23 protein-coding genes are annotated in these 17015 nt (G+C 46.1%); 6 read left to right on the top strand and 17 right to left on the bottom strand.

Annotation, left to right across the window (positions count from 1 at the left end; all coding sequences use genetic code 11):
- Positions 1–4: 4 nt before the first annotated feature.
- Both cysD and cobA read right to left on the bottom strand, forming a co-directional pair.
- A complete protein-coding gene (gene cysD, locus J4N37_RS01420) occupies positions 5–913 on the bottom strand; it encodes a sulfate adenylyltransferase subunit CysD (protein ID WP_005450539.1) in 909 nt (302 codons plus the stop codon).
- Between the two features lie 58 nt (positions 914–971).
- The gene (gene cobA, locus J4N37_RS01415) at positions 972–1847 is read right to left on the bottom strand and encodes a uroporphyrinogen-III C-methyltransferase (RefSeq protein WP_045402724.1); all 876 of its coding nucleotides are present in this window, start codon (positions 1845–1847) and stop codon (positions 972–974) included.
- A gap of 274 nt (positions 1848–2121) precedes the next feature.
- Here cobA and cpdB point away from each other — a divergent pair, with 274 nt between their 5' ends.
- On the top strand, positions 2122–4083 hold the full coding sequence (gene cpdB / locus J4N37_RS01410; RefSeq protein ID WP_252041530.1) for a 2',3'-cyclic-nucleotide 2'-phosphodiesterase: 1962 nt from the start codon (positions 2122–2124) through the stop codon (positions 4081–4083).
- A gap of 97 nt (positions 4084–4180) precedes the next feature.
- Positions 4181–4753 (top strand): Crp/Fnr family transcriptional regulator, encoded by a 573-nt coding sequence (locus tag J4N37_RS01405; RefSeq protein WP_138940806.1) that lies wholly within the window; start codon positions 4181–4183, stop codon positions 4751–4753.
- Between the two features lie 67 nt (positions 4754–4820).
- Here the strand turns inward: J4N37_RS01405 and dbpA are convergent, their stop codons facing one another.
- On the bottom strand, positions 4821–6200 hold the full coding sequence (dbpA, locus tag J4N37_RS01400) for an ATP-dependent RNA helicase DbpA (RefSeq protein WP_005430562.1): 1380 nt from the start codon (positions 6198–6200) through the stop codon (positions 4821–4823).
- A gap of 146 nt (positions 6201–6346) precedes the next feature.
- On the opposite strand from dbpA, the gene J4N37_RS01395 reads away from it, so the two are divergent.
- Complete coding sequence (locus tag J4N37_RS01395) at positions 6347–6799, top strand: GNAT family N-acetyltransferase (protein WP_143691836.1); 453 nt, start codon at positions 6347–6349, stop codon at positions 6797–6799.
- Positions 6800–7660, top strand: a complete 861-nt coding sequence (locus J4N37_RS01390; protein WP_071234897.1) for a DMT family transporter — start codon at positions 6800–6802, stop codon at positions 7658–7660.
- 76 nt (positions 7661–7736) lie between these two features.
- On the opposite strand, the gene J4N37_RS01385 is transcribed toward J4N37_RS01390, so the two are convergent.
- Positions 7737–8333: a LysM-like peptidoglycan-binding domain-containing protein gene (locus J4N37_RS01385; protein ID WP_010445390.1), complete on the bottom strand. Its 597-nt coding sequence runs from the start codon at positions 8331–8333 to the stop codon at positions 7737–7739.
- 231 nt (positions 8334–8564) lie between these two features.
- Here J4N37_RS01385 and bamJ point away from each other — a divergent pair, with 231 nt between their 5' ends.
- On the top strand, positions 8565–9185 hold the full coding sequence (gene bamJ / locus J4N37_RS01380; RefSeq protein WP_005437303.1) for a BamJ family beta-barrel-assembly machinery protein: 621 nt from the start codon (positions 8565–8567) through the stop codon (positions 9183–9185).
- 114 nt (positions 9186–9299) lie between these two features.
- On the top strand, positions 9300–9794 hold the full coding sequence (locus tag J4N37_RS01375; RefSeq protein ID WP_038885362.1) for a DUF2780 domain-containing protein: 495 nt from the start codon (positions 9300–9302) through the stop codon (positions 9792–9794).
- A gap of 279 nt (positions 9795–10073) precedes the next feature.
- Here the strand turns inward: J4N37_RS01375 and rplQ are convergent, their stop codons facing one another.
- From rplQ to rpsH, 13 genes are all read right to left on the bottom strand, one after another.
- Positions 10074–10454, bottom strand: coding sequence for a 50S ribosomal protein L17 (gene rplQ, locus J4N37_RS01370; RefSeq protein ID WP_005383141.1), 381 nt, complete (start codon positions 10452–10454; stop codon positions 10074–10076).
- 26 nt (positions 10455–10480) lie between these two features.
- Positions 10481–11473: a DNA-directed RNA polymerase subunit alpha gene (locus J4N37_RS01365; protein ID WP_010445384.1), complete on the bottom strand. Its 993-nt coding sequence runs from the start codon at positions 11471–11473 to the stop codon at positions 10481–10483.
- A gap of 24 nt (positions 11474–11497) precedes the next feature.
- Positions 11498–12118: a 30S ribosomal protein S4 gene (gene rpsD / locus J4N37_RS01360; RefSeq protein ID WP_005383146.1), complete on the bottom strand. Its 621-nt coding sequence runs from the start codon at positions 12116–12118 to the stop codon at positions 11498–11500.
- A 27-nt stretch (positions 12119–12145) separates the two neighbouring features.
- Positions 12146–12535 (bottom strand): 30S ribosomal protein S11, encoded by a 390-nt coding sequence (gene rpsK / locus J4N37_RS01355; RefSeq protein WP_001118870.1) that lies wholly within the window; start codon positions 12533–12535, stop codon positions 12146–12148.
- 18 nt (positions 12536–12553) lie between these two features.
- Entirely contained in the window at positions 12554–12910 is a 357-nt protein-coding gene (gene rpsM, locus J4N37_RS01350; RefSeq protein WP_005450559.1) for a 30S ribosomal protein S13, read from the bottom strand.
- 149 nt (positions 12911–13059) lie between these two features.
- The gene (gene rpmJ / locus J4N37_RS01345; protein WP_000868186.1) at positions 13060–13173 is read right to left on the bottom strand and encodes a 50S ribosomal protein L36; all 114 of its coding nucleotides are present in this window, start codon (positions 13171–13173) and stop codon (positions 13060–13062) included.
- 38 nt (positions 13174–13211) lie between these two features.
- On the bottom strand, positions 13212–14546 hold the full coding sequence (gene secY / locus J4N37_RS01340) for a preprotein translocase subunit SecY (RefSeq protein ID WP_005435093.1): 1335 nt from the start codon (positions 14544–14546) through the stop codon (positions 13212–13214).
- Positions 14547–14566: 20 nt separating this feature from the next.
- Positions 14567–15001: a 50S ribosomal protein L15 gene (rplO, locus tag J4N37_RS01335; RefSeq protein ID WP_005450562.1), complete on the bottom strand. Its 435-nt coding sequence runs from the start codon at positions 14999–15001 to the stop codon at positions 14567–14569.
- 5 nt (positions 15002–15006) lie between these two features.
- A complete protein-coding gene (gene rpmD / locus J4N37_RS01330; protein WP_000201159.1) occupies positions 15007–15183 on the bottom strand; it encodes a 50S ribosomal protein L30 in 177 nt (58 codons plus the stop codon).
- A 7-nt stretch (positions 15184–15190) separates the two neighbouring features.
- Positions 15191–15694, bottom strand: a complete 504-nt coding sequence (gene rpsE, locus J4N37_RS01325; protein WP_004745894.1) for a 30S ribosomal protein S5 — start codon at positions 15692–15694, stop codon at positions 15191–15193.
- Positions 15695–15708: 14 nt separating this feature from the next.
- Positions 15709–16062 (bottom strand): 50S ribosomal protein L18, encoded by a 354-nt coding sequence (rplR, locus tag J4N37_RS01320; RefSeq protein WP_005435088.1) that lies wholly within the window; start codon positions 16060–16062, stop codon positions 15709–15711.
- A gap of 9 nt (positions 16063–16071) precedes the next feature.
- Positions 16072–16605 carry a 50S ribosomal protein L6 gene (gene rplF, locus J4N37_RS01315; RefSeq protein ID WP_010445333.1) on the bottom strand — a complete coding sequence of 178 codons (534 nt, stop codon included), beginning with the start codon at positions 16603–16605 and terminating at the stop codon, positions 16072–16074.
- Between the two features lie 12 nt (positions 16606–16617).
- Complete coding sequence (gene rpsH, locus J4N37_RS01310; protein ID WP_005450567.1) at positions 16618–17010, bottom strand: 30S ribosomal protein S8; 393 nt, start codon at positions 17008–17010, stop codon at positions 16618–16620.
- Between the last annotated feature and the right edge of the window lie 5 nt (positions 17011–17015).

The raw sequence follows: 17015 nt of genomic DNA, 5'->3' as shown, positions 1-17015 counted from the left end.
TCCTTTAGAAGTAACCTTGACGTTTCTTAAGTTCCATCGATCCTGACTGATCATGGTCGATCGCACGACCTTGGCGCTCACTTGAAGTTGCCACCAGCATTTCTTCGATGATGCCTGTTAGCGTGTTTGCTTCAGACTCAATCGCGCCAGTCAGCGGGTAACACCCCAAAGTACGGAAACGTACACTCTTCTCTTCAATCACTTCACCTGGTTCTAGCTCCATGCGGTCATCGTCTACCATGATCAGCATGCCATCGCGCTCCACAACCGGTCGCTTGTCTGCAAGGTACAGAGGCACGATCTCGATGTTTTCTAGGTAGATGTATTGCCAGATATCCAGCTCAGTCCAGTTTGAAAGTGGGAACACGCGAATGCTCTCCCCCTTGTTTACTTGACCGTTGTATGTTTTCCAAAGCTCCGGACGTTGGTTTTTCGGATCCCAGGTATGGTTCTTATCACGGAATGAGTACACGCGTTCTTTTGCACGAGACTTCTCTTCATCACGGCGTGCACCACCGAATGCTGCATCAAAACCGTACTTGTTCAGAGCTTGCTTCAAACCTTGAGTCTTCATGATGTCAGTATGCTTTGAAGAGCCGTGCACAAATGGGCTACAACCCATTGCTAGACCTTCTGGGTTCTTATGAACCAAAAGCTCAAAGCCGTATTTCTCAGCGGTACGATCACGAAACTCTATCATCTCGCGGAATTTCCAATCCGTATCTACGTGCAGTAGTGGGAATGGAATTTTGCCTGGGTAGAAGGCTTTACGCGCAAGATGCAACATGACTGATGAATCTTTACCAATCGAATACATCATGACTGGGTTATCGAACTCAGCAGCAACTTCACGGATGATATGAATACTCTCCGCTTCGAGCTGTTTAAGGTGAGTTAAACGTTGTTGGTCCATGTTTTGTCTTTCCTTTTTAAGCTTGAAGGCTCATTAGTCCCTAATTTTTTGTCTGAAATTATATGGAGCTGGCAATAGCACTTTTGTTGAATTCAGTACTAGACAAAAACCAGTCCAACTTTTGAGATAGACGCACAACTTCGCCGACAACAATCAAAGACGGAGCTTGAGCTTCTTTAGATAATTCAGATAGTTGAGAAAGTTCTCCGGTGAAAACTTTTTGCTGGATTTGCGTACCGCGCTCGATGATGGCGATAGGGGTTGAGGCTGCCCTACCATGTTTGATGAGCTGATTCTGAATATAGTGTGATTTCATGAGCCCCATGTAGATCACTAAAGTCTGATTCCCACGAGCTAGTGTCGACCAGTCCATGTCGTCACTTTCTTCTTTCAGATGACCGGTGACAAACAGTGCTGATTGCGCGTAATCACGATGCGTCAGCGGAATTCCGGCATAAGCGGTCGCACCTGCAGCGGCAGTAATGCCCGGAACGACTTGGAAACGCACGCCGGCGTCTGCCAAGACTTCCAACTCTTCACCACCACGGCCAAACACAAATGGATCGCCACCTTTAATGCGTACCACTTTGTAGCCTTGCTTAGCAAAATCCACCAGCAGTTGGTTGGTCTTCTCTTGCGGCACACTGTGGTGACCCGCACGTTTACCAACGCATACCAAAATGGTTTCGCTTGGGATTAACGCCATGATCTCGTCAGACACTAGATAGTCGTATAGCACAACGTCAGCTTGTTGCAGGCAGTTAAGCGCTTTAAGCGTTAATAGCTCTGGGTCGCCCGGACCTGCACCGACAAGGGCAACTTCACCCGGTTGAAGAGATTGTTTGCTGAAACGGGGAAGATCAGCAGCTTGGTTATTCGAAACCAGCCGAGGCTTATTGATTGGGAGAGTCGTTACTGAATCGTTCACTGCCATGTGCTTGCTCATCATCCATTGATATCGGTATGAGCAGCATTATGGCTGGCTGGCTATATTACCTGAAATTCTAAAATTTCATTTTTTATTCAAAAAACTGCTAAGAAGCTTTGGTTTGGTCTCATTCTAATTTGCACAAAAAGCAAACACACTAGAATATTGTTAGGCTATTTCTTATCTAATTATCACAATTTTCTCTCCAGCAATCGTTTCGTCACATAAAAGTTTGTTACAGTACGCCACACTTCCCTATCCCATTAAATTGGAGCACTTCATGAAAATGGCTGTTAATCCTCTATCCGTCGCAGTTTTGGGTGGCATGTTAGCACTTGCTAGCCCAGCAATGGCGGACACCATCAAGTTACGTATTATCGAAACCACCGACATTCACACCAATGTGATGGATTACGACTACTACAAAGACCAACCTTCGCAACAAATTGGTTTTAGCCGTGCAGCAACACTGGTAAAGCAAGCTAGTGAAGAAGCCGTGAACAGTGTTTTGGTCGACAATGGCGACTTGATTCAAGGCAGCCCAATGGGCGATTACATGGCAGCGAAAGGGATTAACGCTGGCGAAATCCACCCGGTATACAAAGCGATGAACCAGTTGGATTACGATGTGGGTAACATAGGTAACCACGAATTCAACTATGGTCTTGAGTTCCTGAAAAACTCTATCGACGGTGCAAACTTCCCTTATGTTAGTGCTAACGTTTTCGACAAGAAGACAGGTGAGCACTACTTCAAACCTTATCTCATTAAAACGCACACGTTCAAAGACACTGATGGTCAAAGCCACGAAATCAAAGTGGGTTACATCGGCTTCGTACCACCGCAAATCATGGTATGGGATAAGAAGAATCTAGAAGGAAAAGTCTTCGCTGAAGACATCACTGAGACAGCGAAAAAGCTGGTTCCTCAGATGAAGAAAGAAGGCGCAGACGTGATTGTGGCGATCCCACACTCAGGCATTTCGACTGACCCATACAAACTAGGCGCTGAAAACTCGGTTTACTATCTCACAGAAGTGGAAGGCATTGATGCGATTGCATTTGGTCACTCTCACGCCGTGTTCCCAGGTAAAGACTTTGCCAAGCTGCAGGGTGTCGACAACGCAAAAGGCACAATTAATGGCGTAACCGCAGTCATGCCAGGTCGCTGGGGTAGCCACGTTGGCGTAATGGACTTGATGCTGAAAGAAAAAGATGGCAAGTGGCAAGTGGTTGAAGGTCAATCTGAAGCGCGCCCTATCTTCGATAAAGCTAACAAGAAATCTTTGGCAGAAGCCGATAAAGGCATCGTGGATGCACTTGTTGATGACCATAAAGGCACACGTGAATTCGTCAACCAGCCAATCGGTAAAGCAAATGATGTGATGTACAGCTTCCTAGCGCTTGTACAAGATGATCCAACGATTCAAATCGTAAACCTAGCGCAGAAAGATTACGTGGAACGCTTTATCCAAGGCGACCCAGATCTTGCAGATATTCCTGTATTGAGCGCAGCGGCACCATTTAAAGTCGGCGGACGTAAAGACGATCCAAATGGTTTTACAGAAGTAGAGTCAGGTCAGCTGACTTTCCGTAATGCCGCAGACCTTTACCTCTACCCGAACACGCTAGTAGCAATGAAGGTTAAAGGCAAAGAAGTTCACGAATGGCTAGAGTGTAGCGCAGGTCAATTCAATCACATTGATGTTAACAGCAATAAACCTCAGTCTTTGATCAACTGGGATAGCTTCCGTACTTACAACTTCGATGTGATGGATGGTGTGAACTACCAAATCGATGTTACTCAACCGCCGAAGTACGATGCGGATTGTAAAGTGATCAACCCAGATTCACAGCGTATCGTGAACCTGACTTACAACGGTAAGCCAGTTGATCCAAAACAAGACTTCATCATCGCAACTAACAACTACCGTGCTTATAGCGCAACCTTCCCAGGCACTGGTCCGGATTTCATCGCGTTTGATTCTCCAGACGAGAACCGCTCAGTAGTTGCCGCTTACATATCTCGCATCAGCAAAGAGCAAGGTGAAGTAACACCAAGCGCAGATAACAACTGGTCTTTCGCACCAATCAAATCGGACAAAAAACTTGATGTTCGTTTTGAAACCTCACCAAGTGATAAAGCCGCGCAGTTCATCAAAGAGAAAGGGCAATACCCGATGAAACGTGTCGCAACTGACGAAGTTGGTTTTGCGATTTACCAAATCGACCTGAATAAATAAGGCAAGTTTGACAGTGATTTCAAGCGGCTCTCATGAGCCGCTTTTTTGTTATCAGTAAAAACCGTTAGAATGAGGAAAACCGTTTCTGAGTTATCACATGCACAGCGATCTTTTTTCAGACTTAATCCACCATGGCTTCCTTGAAGATGAAGCGAATCAGCTTATTGAACATGGGCAACAGCTTGAACTGCCAACGCGCCATATTCTCAATCACCAAGGTGAGTTCAGCTCGCACATCTACTTTGTTTTGGAAGGGTTGTGCCATGCCAGTTATCTGACCGACAAAGGTAAGGAGTTCAGTAAAGAGTTCTACTGGGAAAAGGATTGGGTGATTGGCTTTGAAGGGCTTATCAAGAATCAGCCATCGCCGTACTTATTAGAAACGCTGACACCTTGTCATCTGTTTTGCTTACCAATTGAAGTGCTACATCAATGGCGTGCAGAAAAACACCCTATCTATCTCAAGCTGCTTGAATCTCAATTAATGTATAAAGAGAACAAAGAACGCTTTATGTTGCTCTACTCACCAGAAGAGCGCTACCAACTGTTTTGTCAGCATTATCCAGACTTAGAACAGCGCATTACCGATAGCCAGATTGCCGCTTACTTGGGGATTACCGCGATCAGTCTTAGCCGAATTAAGTCACGCTTAAAGAAAGGTAATGAATAAGGTCAGATAGGCTGGAAAAAACAAAGGCGCTCAATGTCGAGCGCCTTTGCATTAAATCAAGTTCTGCTTACTTCAGAATACGAGCACGGAATTGACGACCCTTCATCTTACCGTTGCTGATGGTTTGCAGTGCTTTCTTCGCCACAGATTTCTCTACCGCAACATAAGAACGCATCGCCATTAGTTGGATCTTACCCACTTGTGCACCCGTGATACCATTTTTACCAGTCAAACAGCCAAGGATATCACCCGCACGTACTTTCTGTTTCTTACCGCCATCAATGTTAATCGTCACCATCTTCGCTTGGTATGGCTGCTGAGTTGATTTCGCTGGCAGTGTTGCTGGTACCACATCCATATCTAGGTACTCTTCAATGCGAGCCACACGTAGGCCATCTTTCTCACCAAAGAAGCTGAACGCCAAACCTTTGCTGCCCGCACGACCAGTACGACCAATACGGTGAACGTGTACTTCTGGGTCACGAGACAATTCAAAGTTAAATACCGCATCAAGATTGTCGACATCCAAACCACGCGCCGCTACGTCTGTTGCAACAAGGATAGAGACACTCTTGTTAGCAAACTGGACCAGAGCTTGGTCGCGCTCACGCTGTTCTAGATCGCCATGAAGATCCACCACACTGAAGCCTTTGTGATGCAGTTCATCAGCCACATTCTGTACTTCTTTCTTGGTATTACAGAACACCACCGCTGACTCTGGCTGGTGCGTCAGTAGTAGGTTCGCCAGAGCTTCATCGCGTGCTTCTGAACCTTCAACGTTGTAAAAGTACTGTGCGATGCTCGACGTATCGTGTGTCGATTCTACTTTGATCATCTCTGGCGATTGCATAATACGTTGAGCAATCTGTTCGATCTTCTCAGGGAAAGTCGCACTGAATAGCAGTGTTTGACGTTGTTTAGGCGCAGCATCAATGATCGCATCAAGGGCGTCTTGGAAGCCCATTTCCAGCATGCGGTCTGCTTCATCTAGTACCAGCGTGTTTAGCTCTTCTAGGTTAATGCGACCTTTCTCTAGATGATCAAGGATACGACCTGGCGTACCCACCAGAATATGCGCGCCATGCTCTAGTGAACCGATTTGCGGTCCCATTGGCATGCCGCCACACAATGTCAGTACTTTAATGTTGTGAATACCACGACCTAACGTACGGATCTCTTTCGCCACCTGATCAGCCAGTTCACGCGTTGGGCACAACACCAAAGATTGTACACGGAAACGCTTCACGTTTAGGTTGGACAATACGCCAAGACCAAACGCCGCCGTTTTACCTGAGCCTGTTTTGCCCTGACCAATCACATCACGCTGATTCAAAATCGCAGGTAAGCTCAACGCTTGAATTGGCGTCATATGGGTGTAGTTCAATGATTCAAGCGTCTCTAGTAGCGCTGGATTAAGCCCTACTTGGTCAAAAGTTTGTTTGCTCACAGGGAAATATCCTCAGGTGGGATGAAAAAGAGGGCACATTATCGCCAGATTTGTCACGAAGACCAGTGAAAATTAACCATTGTTAATGAGTAATAGCAGAAAACGACGTAAAGTCAGCTGCATTCGCTCATTAATGGATATTGAACATGATCAACTGGACTGCCCTACCTTTCTCTCAACTGACGACGACACAACTCTACGAGATGCTGCGCCTGCGCGTAGATGTCTTTGTGGTGGAGCAAACCTGTCCTTATCCAGAGCTGGACGGCAAAGATACACTGGAAGGCGTTTTTCACCTATTGGGTTACAAAGGTGATGAACTGGTTGCCTGTGCTCGCCTATTGCCTGCTGGTACCACATACGACAATGTCAGTATTGGTCGTGTAGTAACCAAGCAAAGCGCTCGTGGTGGCGGCCTTGGACATGAACTGCTTGAGCAAGCCTTACAACATTGCCAACAGCTTTGGGCAGGTCAAACGATAGATATCGGCGCACAGGAACACCTGATGGCTTTCTATGCGAGTCATGGTTTTGAAGTCATTTCCGGAAGCTACCTTGAAGATGGCATCCCGCATGTCGATATGCGCCGAGTGAGCTAAATGTCACCCCACCACCTGGCGTTATTCTTACTGGTTATCGGCAACTTGGCGGCATCACTCTCCGATGTCGCCGTCAAACTGATTGAAGGTGGCATTAGCCCTTTCCAATATATATTTGTGCGCCAGTTGGCTTCACTGCTGCTCATCCTACCTTTCTATCTCAGACAACAACCGAATAAACGTAGCCTGAAGCAAGCACCTATTACCTTGTTGCGGGCACACCTGATATTAATTGGTAGCGGCTGTATGATGGTTGCAGTCACTCACCTGCCTCTTGCGACTGCTAACGCCGTCTTTTACGCAGCGCCGATTTTAATGTTGCCGCTGTCGATATTGTTCCTCAAAGAGCATCCTCCACTGAGCAAGGTCTTGTTCACTTGCTTCGGGTTCCTTGGAGTCTTAGTGGTACTCAGGCCAGATCATTTTCATTGGGCAGCGTTGTTTGCACTCGGCACCGCAACCACGCTGGCAATGTTCAATATATTGGTAAGAAAACTACCCAGTGAACAGTCTGTCGTCACCACACTTTGGTGGACCACTCTATTCTCGTTACCTATCTCTGCAGTACTGGCTGGATTTTACTGGCAACCGATGACGGGGCAGGAATTGGTATTAGTTATCGCTAGTGCAGTATGCATCTTAAGCTATAACGGCTTGGCAGTACTGGCATATCAAAAAGCTCCAGCCGGAGAAATTGCTTTAGCTGAATACTCTGGCTTAGTGTTCGTAACACTCTTTGGGATATGGTGGTTTGACGAGATTCCAGATTGGCTGACTGCGGTAGGGATCCTGATGATCGTATTACCGCTCTTGCCATGGAATAAGAGAAGACGGCTCACCAATCGAGAGGCATCAGATTGAGATGCTATCACTAGCAAACAGAAGGATATAAAAAAGGCGCGAATCATCGCGCCTTCAGAATGCTTGTTAATGAACGTTATTTATTGCGCCCGAATGTTCCATCAGATAAGCGGAAGAACATCACCGACTCGCCACTTTTCTCAAGCTGCAGCATATCTAACTTACCATCGTCAGCGAGCTTAAAGCGAACCAATTGACCTTGTTTAATCCGGCTCAGTGGCTTATCGCTGCCTTCAATTTTGACCAAGGCGTTTAAGTCAGCCATCGAAAGTTGATTGCTACGGAATACTTGGGCCAGCGTATCACCGTTTTTAACCGTGTACTCTTTCCACTGTTCCGATTTTGGTTCTGAGTTCTGTGCTGAGCGCTGTTCACTTAAGCTTTGCGCGTTCAGTTGAATGGCAACACGTTGACTCTCAACTTGAGCATCATCGATAAGTGCTTCAGTATCTTTGGGTACAGGGATGATCAGAAGCACCAACACCACTGGCACTAATACCATCAGTGCACGTTGATGGAGTTTTGGAAAGCGTTGCCAAAACTGAGCCACAGGTTGTACTCTTTCCTGCCACTTCTCTTTGTTAAACGGCTGCTTCCAATCGATAGCAGCGAACTTTTGTTTCATCAATTCGACGTGGTCGACTTGCTGCTTTTTCTTTCTGCGACGATTCATTCTGATGAGTCCTTTAATACTTCTAATCTCAGTATAAAAATACCAGCGCGGAGAGTATATGTTTTTCGCCAAAGTAAAATGTAATTTGGCGTAAATTAGCAGAAATTTCACTTGGAGTAAGAGATAAGTCACACCCTCCGATCCAGAATGCGACATTCGAGCACAATCATTTAAACCGAGGCTCGAACCTGATATCCTGTGCCTTTATCACTCCTAATAAGAGCGACATTCATGTCTGAAATTAAATTTGAAACTGCAGAACAGAAAGCGAGCTACGGTATTGGTCTGCAAATGGGTCAGCAACTGGCTGGTTCTGGTCTAGAAGGCCTTAGCGTTGACGCTATCGCTGCTGGTATTGCAACTGCACTAACTGGTGACATGCCTTCTATCGAGATCGACGAGATCAACAACGCACTGCAAGAGCTACACACTCGTGCAGAAGCAGTTCGTCAAGAAGCAGCTAAAGCAGCAGCAGCTGACGGCGAAGCGTTCCTAAAAGACAACGCTCTACGTCCAGAAGTAAACGTTCTTGAGTCTGGTCTTCAGTACGAAATCATCACTGAAGGTACTGGCGAAATCCCAACAGCAGCGTCTCAAGTACGTGTTCACTACCACGGTGAGCTAACTGACGGCACTGTATTCGACAGCTCTGTATCTCGCGGTCAACCTGCTGAGTTCCCAGTAACTGGCGTAATCAAAGGTTGGGTTGAAGCTCTTCAACTAATGCCTGTTGGCTCTAAGTGGAAACTATACATCCCACAAGACCTAGCATACGGTGAGCGTGGCGCAGGTGCTGCTATCCCTCCATTTGCTGCTCTAGTATTCGAAGTAGAACTACTAGACATCCTTTAATTTGGATTTTTAGCAAAGCTAATAACGGCGACACATTGTGTCGCCGTTTTTTTTGGATAATACTGAGACAAATTCTCAGAAAGAATAGTTAGCAGTAAGTAATAAGGAGATGATATGTATAAGAAAGTGGCTATCGCAGCACTTGCCAGTGTCGCATTGATGGGCTGTCAAAGCACATCGAAAGAGAATCAAGTAGGCGTTGACAGCGGCTATAGTGAAATTGCGAACGCGGCACTGATGGGAGCAGTTAAAGCTTGGTCAAAACAGGGGGCAGCAGATACAGACCTAGTTTCTGCCATTCAAAAAAGTACAAACGTGTCATCCGAACAAGCTATTGGTGGCGTAGGTTCACTATTGGCCTTAGCTCAGAGCTCTCTAGGTAATAATGAGACTTCAGAACTAGCGGGACTAGTTCCAGGCTTTGACTCTCTACAGACAAGTGGCCTGTCTGCTTTAATCGCAAACAACGAGACAGTAAAAGGTGCGTTCTCTGCTCTAGGTATGGACCCATCCCTGATTTCCACTTTTACTCCCCTAATCTTAAGTGCACTGCAAAGCCAAGGTGCAAGTTCTGGCCTACTCGATAGCCTAGGTGCTATCTGGAAATAAGCGAGAAGCGAGAAGCGAGAAGCGAGAAGCGAGAAGCGAGAAGCGAGAAGCGAGAAGCGAGAAGCGAGAAGCGAGAAAATTATGTAGGGTTGGCACACAGTGTCGACCCTTTTTCTTTGAATTCAGATAATCAAATCCAAATATGGGCCAGTAGTGCCAGTAACTTCCGACTTGCTCTTCGCGAGCAAATCTCGCAGGGCATAAGCCGTTATTTCCCTAGCTTCCAAAAACAAAAAAGCCGAGCTAACGCTCGGCTTTTTTTGTTCTTACGAACTGAGATTACTCAGCAGCTTCTTCAGCAGCTGGGCGATCTACAAGCTCAATGTAAGCCATTGGAGCTTTATCACCAGCACGGAAGCCAGCTTTTAGGATACGAGTGTAACCGCCCTGACGAGCAGCAAAACGTGGACCTAGTTCGTTAAACAGTTTTGCAACTACTTCGTTATCACGAGTACGTGCAAATGCTAGACGACGGTTAGCAACACTGTCAGTCTTAGCTAGTGTAATCAAAGGCTCAACTACGCGACGTAGCTCTTTTGCTTTTGGCAAAGTAGTCTTGATAACTTCATGACGTACTAGAGAGCTAGCCATGTTGCTGAACATCGCTTTGCGATGTGAGCTGTTGCGGTTGAGTTGACGACCACTCTTACGATGGCGCATGACCTAATCCTTCTAACTAGTATCGATTAATCTTCAGCGATTGATGCAGGTGGCCAGTTTTCTAGGCGCATGCCCAGAGACAGACCACGTGACGCAAGTACGTCTTTAATCTCAGTAAGAGATTTTTTACCAAGGTTAGGCGTTTTAAGTAGCTCAACCTCAGTACGTTGTACTAGATCACCGATGTAGTGAATCGCTTCTGCTTTCAAACAGTTAGCAGAGCGAACTGTTAGTTCAAGATCGTCTACAGGACGCAGTAGGATCGGATCGAATTCTGGCTTCTCTTCCTTCTCCTCAGGTACACGTACATCACGAAGATCTACGAACGCATCCAATTGTTCAGCTAGGATAGTAGCTGCACGACGGATTGCTTCCTCAGGTTCTAGAGTACCGTTTGTTTCCATATCGATAACAAGCTTGTCTAGATCAGTACGCTGTTCTACACGAGCTGCTTCTACAGCGTAGGCAATTTTGTCTACAGGGCTGTAAGTAGCATCTACTAGTAGGCGACCGATTGGACGCTCATCTTCTTCAGTATGGATACGCGCTGAAGCTGGAACATAACCACGACCACGTTCTACTTTAATACGCATTGCGATTTCAGCGTTGTCATCCGTTAGGTGACAAATAACGTGTTCAGGGTTAGCGATCTCTACATCACCGTCATGGGTGATGTCACCTGCAACCACAGGGCCCGAGCCTGATTTGTTCAAAGTAATGAACACTTCATCTTTGCCTTCGGCAACGCGTACAGCCAAACCTTTAAGGTTTAGAAGAATTTCAAGAATATCTTCTTGAACGCCTTCTTTAGTGCTGTACTCATGAAGTACGCCTTCGATTTCTACTTCTGTTACAGCACAACCTGGCATAGAAGATAGAAGAATACGGCGAAGTGCATTACCCAGAGTATGACCAAAGCCACGCTCTAATGGCTCAAGAGTTACTTTTGCGTGAGTCGAGCTGATTTGTTCAATGTCAACTAGACGTGGCTTAAGAAATTCTGTTACAGAACCCTGCATTGTGTCCTCTCTTTAGTTTAAACCTTACTTAGAGTAAAGCTCGACGATCAATTGTTCGTTGATGTCAGCTGATAGATCAGAACGCTCAGGCATACGCTTGAATGTACCTTCCATCTTGCCACCATCTACTTCAATCCAAGTTGGTTTTTCACGTTGTTCAGCAACTTCTAGAGCTGCTTTGATACGAGCTTGCTGTTTAGCTTTCTCGCGAATAGAAACAACGTCATTAGCCGCTACTTTGAAAGAAGGAACGTTTACAACTTTACCGTTAACTAGGATAGCTTTGTGGCTAACTAGCTGACGTGCTTCTGCGCGAGTTGCGCCAAAGCCCATGCGGTAAACTACGTTATCAAGACGACCTTCAAGAAGCTGAAGCAGGTTCTCACCTGTGTTGCCTTTAAGACGTGCAGCTTCTTTGTAGTAGTTACGGAATTGTTTTTCTAGAACGCCGTACATACGACGAACTTTTTGCTTCTCACGAAGCTGAACGCCATACTCAGATAGACGACCGCGACGAGCGCCGTGTACACCTGGTGCGTTATCAATTTTACACTTGGTATCGATCGCGCGAACACCAGACTTAAGGAATAAGTCAGTGCCTTCACGACGGCTAAGCTTCAGCTTAGGACCCAAATATCTTGCCATGATCTTTCTCCAGTAATCTAAAAAACGTTATACGCGACGTTTCTTAGGTGGACGACAACCGTTATGAGGGATTGGTGTAGCATCAACGATGTTTGTGATGCGGAAACCAGCTGCGTTCAGAGCGCGAACAGTAGATTCACGACCTGGACCAGGACCCTTAACCATAACTTCCAAGTTCTTTAGACCGTATTCTTTAGCCATTTCAGCACAACGCTCAGCAGCAACCTGTGCAGCGAACGGAGTAGACTTACGAGAACCACGGAAACCAGAACCACCTGCAGTAGCCCAAGCTAGAGCGTTACCTTGACGGTCAGTAATGGTTACGATTGTGTTATTGAAAGAAGCATGGATGTGCGCAACGCCATCTGCAACTTGCTTGCGTACGCGCTTACGAGCGCGAGTTGGTTGTTTAGCCATTGTACTCTACCTTCCCGATTATTTCTTGATCGGCTTACGCGGACCCTTACGGGTGCGAGCGTTGGTTTTAGTACGCTGTCCACGTAGTGGTAGACTGCGACGATGACGAAGACCACGGTAACAGCCAAGGTCCATAAGACGCTTGATGTTCATAGATACTTCACGACGTAGATCACCTTCTACAGTGTACTTAGCTACACCATCACGCAGTTGATCGATCTGCTCTTCAGTTAGTTCACTGATCTTAACATCTTCAGCAATACCCACTTCAGCTAGGATAGCTTGAGAGCGAGTTTTACCGATGCCGTAGATCGCCGTTAGAGCGATTACAGCGTGTTTCTGATCAGGAATGTTAATGCCTGCTATACGGGCCATTATTCACTCCTAAGTGTTTCTATAAAAGAATTAGCCGCAGCAAAGCCCGTGATGGATACGCTGCGGAGTACTACTTCTTTTGCACGCAAAAGGTAGGCCGAGGAATATACTCGACCTAACCTTCGTTTTCAAGTAAAAATTTCTGCTAATTAGCCTTGGCGCTGTTTGTGCTTTGGCTCACTGCAAATCACGCGAACAACACCGTTGCGCTTGATTACTTTACAGTTACGGCAGATTTTTTTAACGGAAGCACGAACTTTCATTGCTAAACTCCGTAATTGAAACTGAGTCTACCGTCGAATTAACGACCGTAGCCTTTCAGATTCGCTTTCTTCAACACAGAATCATACTGTTGAGACATCAGATGAGTCTGTACCTGTGCCATAAAGTCCATGATAACAACAACTACGATAAGTAGTGATGTACCGCCGAAGTAGAAACGTACGTTCCACGCGACCATCATGAACTCGGGAATCAGACAGATAAAGGTAATGTACAGTGCACCCGCTAGGGTTAAACGTGTCATCACTTTATCAATGTACTTAGCTGTCTGCTCACCTGGGCGGATACCGGGTACGAATGCACCGGACTTCTTCAAGTTATCTGCTGTTTCACGCGGGTTGAAAACCAACGCCGTGTAGAAGAAACAGAAGAAAATAATCGCTGCTGCATAAAGCATTACATACAGCGGTTGACCTGGGCTAAGAGCCAAAGACACGTCAGTTAACCAACCGAACGCGCTGCTCTCACCGTTCTGACCAAACCACTGAGCCAGTGTTCCTGGGAACAGGATAATACTTGATGCGAAAATCGCTGGAATAACACCCGCCATATTAATTTTAAGTGGCAAGTGCGAGCTTTGCGCAGCAAATACTTTACGACCTTGTTGACGCTTAGCGTAGTTAACGACGATACGGCGTTGACCACGTTCCATGAAAACAACGAAGTAAATTACTGCAAAAGCTAATACCGCAATTAGCAACAGAAGAAGTACATGCAATTCACCTTGACGCGCTTGCTCGATTGTTTGACCGATTGCAGAAGGCAATCCAGCAACAATACCTGCAAAAATCAGAATGGAAATACCATTACCGATTCCTCGCTCTGTAATTTGTTCACCTAACCACATTAGGAACATGGTACCGGTTACTAAACTTACGGTAGCAATTAGCGTAAACATGGTTTGGTTCATAACAACCAGATTGTCGACCATGTTTGGTAAGCCAGTTGCAATACCAATAGCTTGGAATGTTGCAAGTACAAGCGTGCCGTAGCGTGTATATTGGCTGATCTTACGACGGCCTGCTTCACCCTCTTTCTTGAGTTCCGCTAACGCTGGATGAACTACAGTTAGCAATTGGACAACAATAGATGCCGAAATATACGGCATGATGCCCAATGCTAATATAGATGCACGCTCAAGAGCACCACCGGAGAACATGTTAAACATTTCAACGATGGTACCTTTTTGCTGTTCGAACAAATCGGCAAGTACAGCAGCGTCAATACCAGGAATCGGCACAAAAGAGCCGGCTCGGAATACTAAAAGTGCACCAATTACGAATAACAAGCGCGACTTTAGTTCACTTAAGCCGCTCTGAGCACTACGAAAATCTTGTCCTGGTTTCTTAGCCATCTGTACCTCGTTCCTCGAGATTATTCCTCGATTTTACCGCCTGCAGCTTCGATTGCAGCTTTAGCGCCTTTAGTCACACGTAGACCTTTAACAGTCACTGCTTTGTTAATTTCACCAGAAAGAACAACTTTTACGAATTCGATGTTCTTAGTGATGATGTTAGCAGCTTTAAGGCTGTTTAGATCAACCACGTCACCAGAAACTTTCGCTAGCTCAGCTAGACGAACTTCAGCAGACACTAGGCTCTTACGAGAAGTGAAACCGAATTTTGGTAGACGTTGTTTCAGAGGCATCTGACCGCCTTCGAAACCTGGACGAACTTTACCGCCAGAACGTGATTTTTGACCTTTGTGACCACGGCCACCAGTTTTACCTAGGCCAGAACCGATACCACGACCTACACGCTTAGGAGCATGCTTAGAGCCCGCAGCCGGTGCAAGAGTATTCAAACGCATTCTGATTACTCCTCAACTTTAACCATGTAGTAAACCTTGTTGATCATACCGCGTACGCACGGAGTATCTTCAAGTTCTACTGTGTGGTTGATTTTACGAAGACCTAGACCACGCAAAGTAGCTTTGTGCTTTGGTAGGCGGCCAATTGAGCTTTTAGTTTGAGTTACTTTAATAGTTGCCATGGTGTTCTTACTCCGAAATAGATTCAACAGTTAGACCACGTTTAGCAGCAACCATTTCTGGTGACTTCATGCTACCTAGTGCATCGATCGTTGCACGAACGATGTTGATAGGGTTCGTAGAACCGTATGCTTTAGATAGTACGTTGTGTACACCAGCAACTTCTAGTACTGCACGCATCGCACCACCTGCGATAACACCAGTACCTTCTGCAGCAGGCTGCATGTAAACTTTAGAGCCCGAATGGCGACCTTTCACTGGGTGGTGAAGAGTGCCTTCGTTTAGCGCGATCGTAGTCATGTTACGACGTGCTTTTTCCATTGCTTTTTGAATCGCTGCAGGTACTTCACGAGCTTTGCCGTAACCGAAACCTACGCGACCGTTACCGTCACCAACTACTGTTAGTGCAGTGAAGCTCATGATTCGACCGCCTTTAACCGTTTTAGAAACACGGTTAACTGCGATTAGCTTTTCTTGCAAATCATTCGCTTGAACTTGTTGTTCTTTAGCCATCTTCCAACCCTACCTTAGAATTTCAGACCAGCTTCGCGAGCAGATTCTGCTAGCGCCGCTACTCGACCGTGGTATTGGAAACCAGAACGATCAAATGCAACTGCAGTTACGCCTTTTTCAAGAGCGCGTTCTGCAACAGCTTTACCTACTGCTTTAGCTGCATCAACGTTACCAGTGTATTTCACTTGCTCACGGATCGCTTTTTCTACAGTAGAAGCTGCTGCGATAACCTCAGAGCCGTTAGCCGCGATAACCTGTGCGTACACGTGACGAGGAGTACGGTGTACAACTAGGCGAGTCGCACCCAGTTCTGCAATCTTACGACGTGCACGTGTAGCACGACGGATGCGAGATGCTTTCTTATCCATAGTGTTACCTTACTTCTTCTTAGCTTCTTTAGTACGCACATTTTCATCTGCGTAACGAACACCTTTGCCTTTGTAAGGCTCAGGTTGACGGTAAGAACGAATGTCAGCCGCAACTTGACCAACTAGTTGCTTATCACAACCAGTGATGATGATTTCAGTTTGGCTTGGACATTCAGCTTTAATACCCGCTGGCAACTCGTGCTCAACTGGGTGAGAGAAGCCTAGTGTTAGACCTACAGCGTTGCCTTTAATAGCAGCACGGTAACCAACACCTTTAAGAGTTAGCTTCTTAGTAAAGCCTTCAGTAACACCAACAACCATGTTATTAACTAGAGCGCGAGCTGTACCAGCTTGTGCCCATGCGTTAGTAACACCTTCTTTAGGACCGAAAGTCAGGTTGTTTTCTTCCTGAGCGATAACAACAGCGTCGTTAAGAACGCGAGTTAGTTCGCCTTTAGCACCTTTTACAGTGATTTCTTGGCCGTTTAGTTTCACCTCTACGCCAGCTGGAATAGCGACAGGTGCTTTTGCAACACGAGACATAGTCTACTCCTATTAAGCTACGTAACAGATGATTTCACCGCCAAGACCTGCTTTACGTGCAGCGCGGTCTGACATCAGACCCTTGGAAGTAGAAACGATAGCAATACCAAGACCACCCATTACAGAAGGAAGTTGATCTTTCTTCTTGTAAACACGTAGACCTGGACGAGAAACACGTTTAAGTTGCTCGATTACTGGTTTTGCTTGGAAGTACTTAAGTGTAACTTCTAGCTCAGGTTTTGCTTCGCCTTCAACAGCGAAGTCAACGATGTAACCTTCAGCTTTTAGTAGTGCAGCGATTGCAACTTTAAGCTTTGAAGAAGGCATTTTAACAGCAACTTTGTTTGCTGCCTGACCGTTACGAACGCGGGTCAGCATATCCGAAATCGGATCTTGCATGCTCATATGAT

Origin of the sequence: Vibrio sp. SCSIO 43153 (genome assembly GCF_023716625.1) — a bacterium.
Classification (GTDB): domain Bacteria; phylum Pseudomonadota; class Gammaproteobacteria; order Enterobacterales; family Vibrionaceae; genus Vibrio; species Vibrio rotiferianus.
Note: the sequence above shows the minus strand (reverse complement) of the source record. Positions and strands in the feature narration are given on the sequence as shown.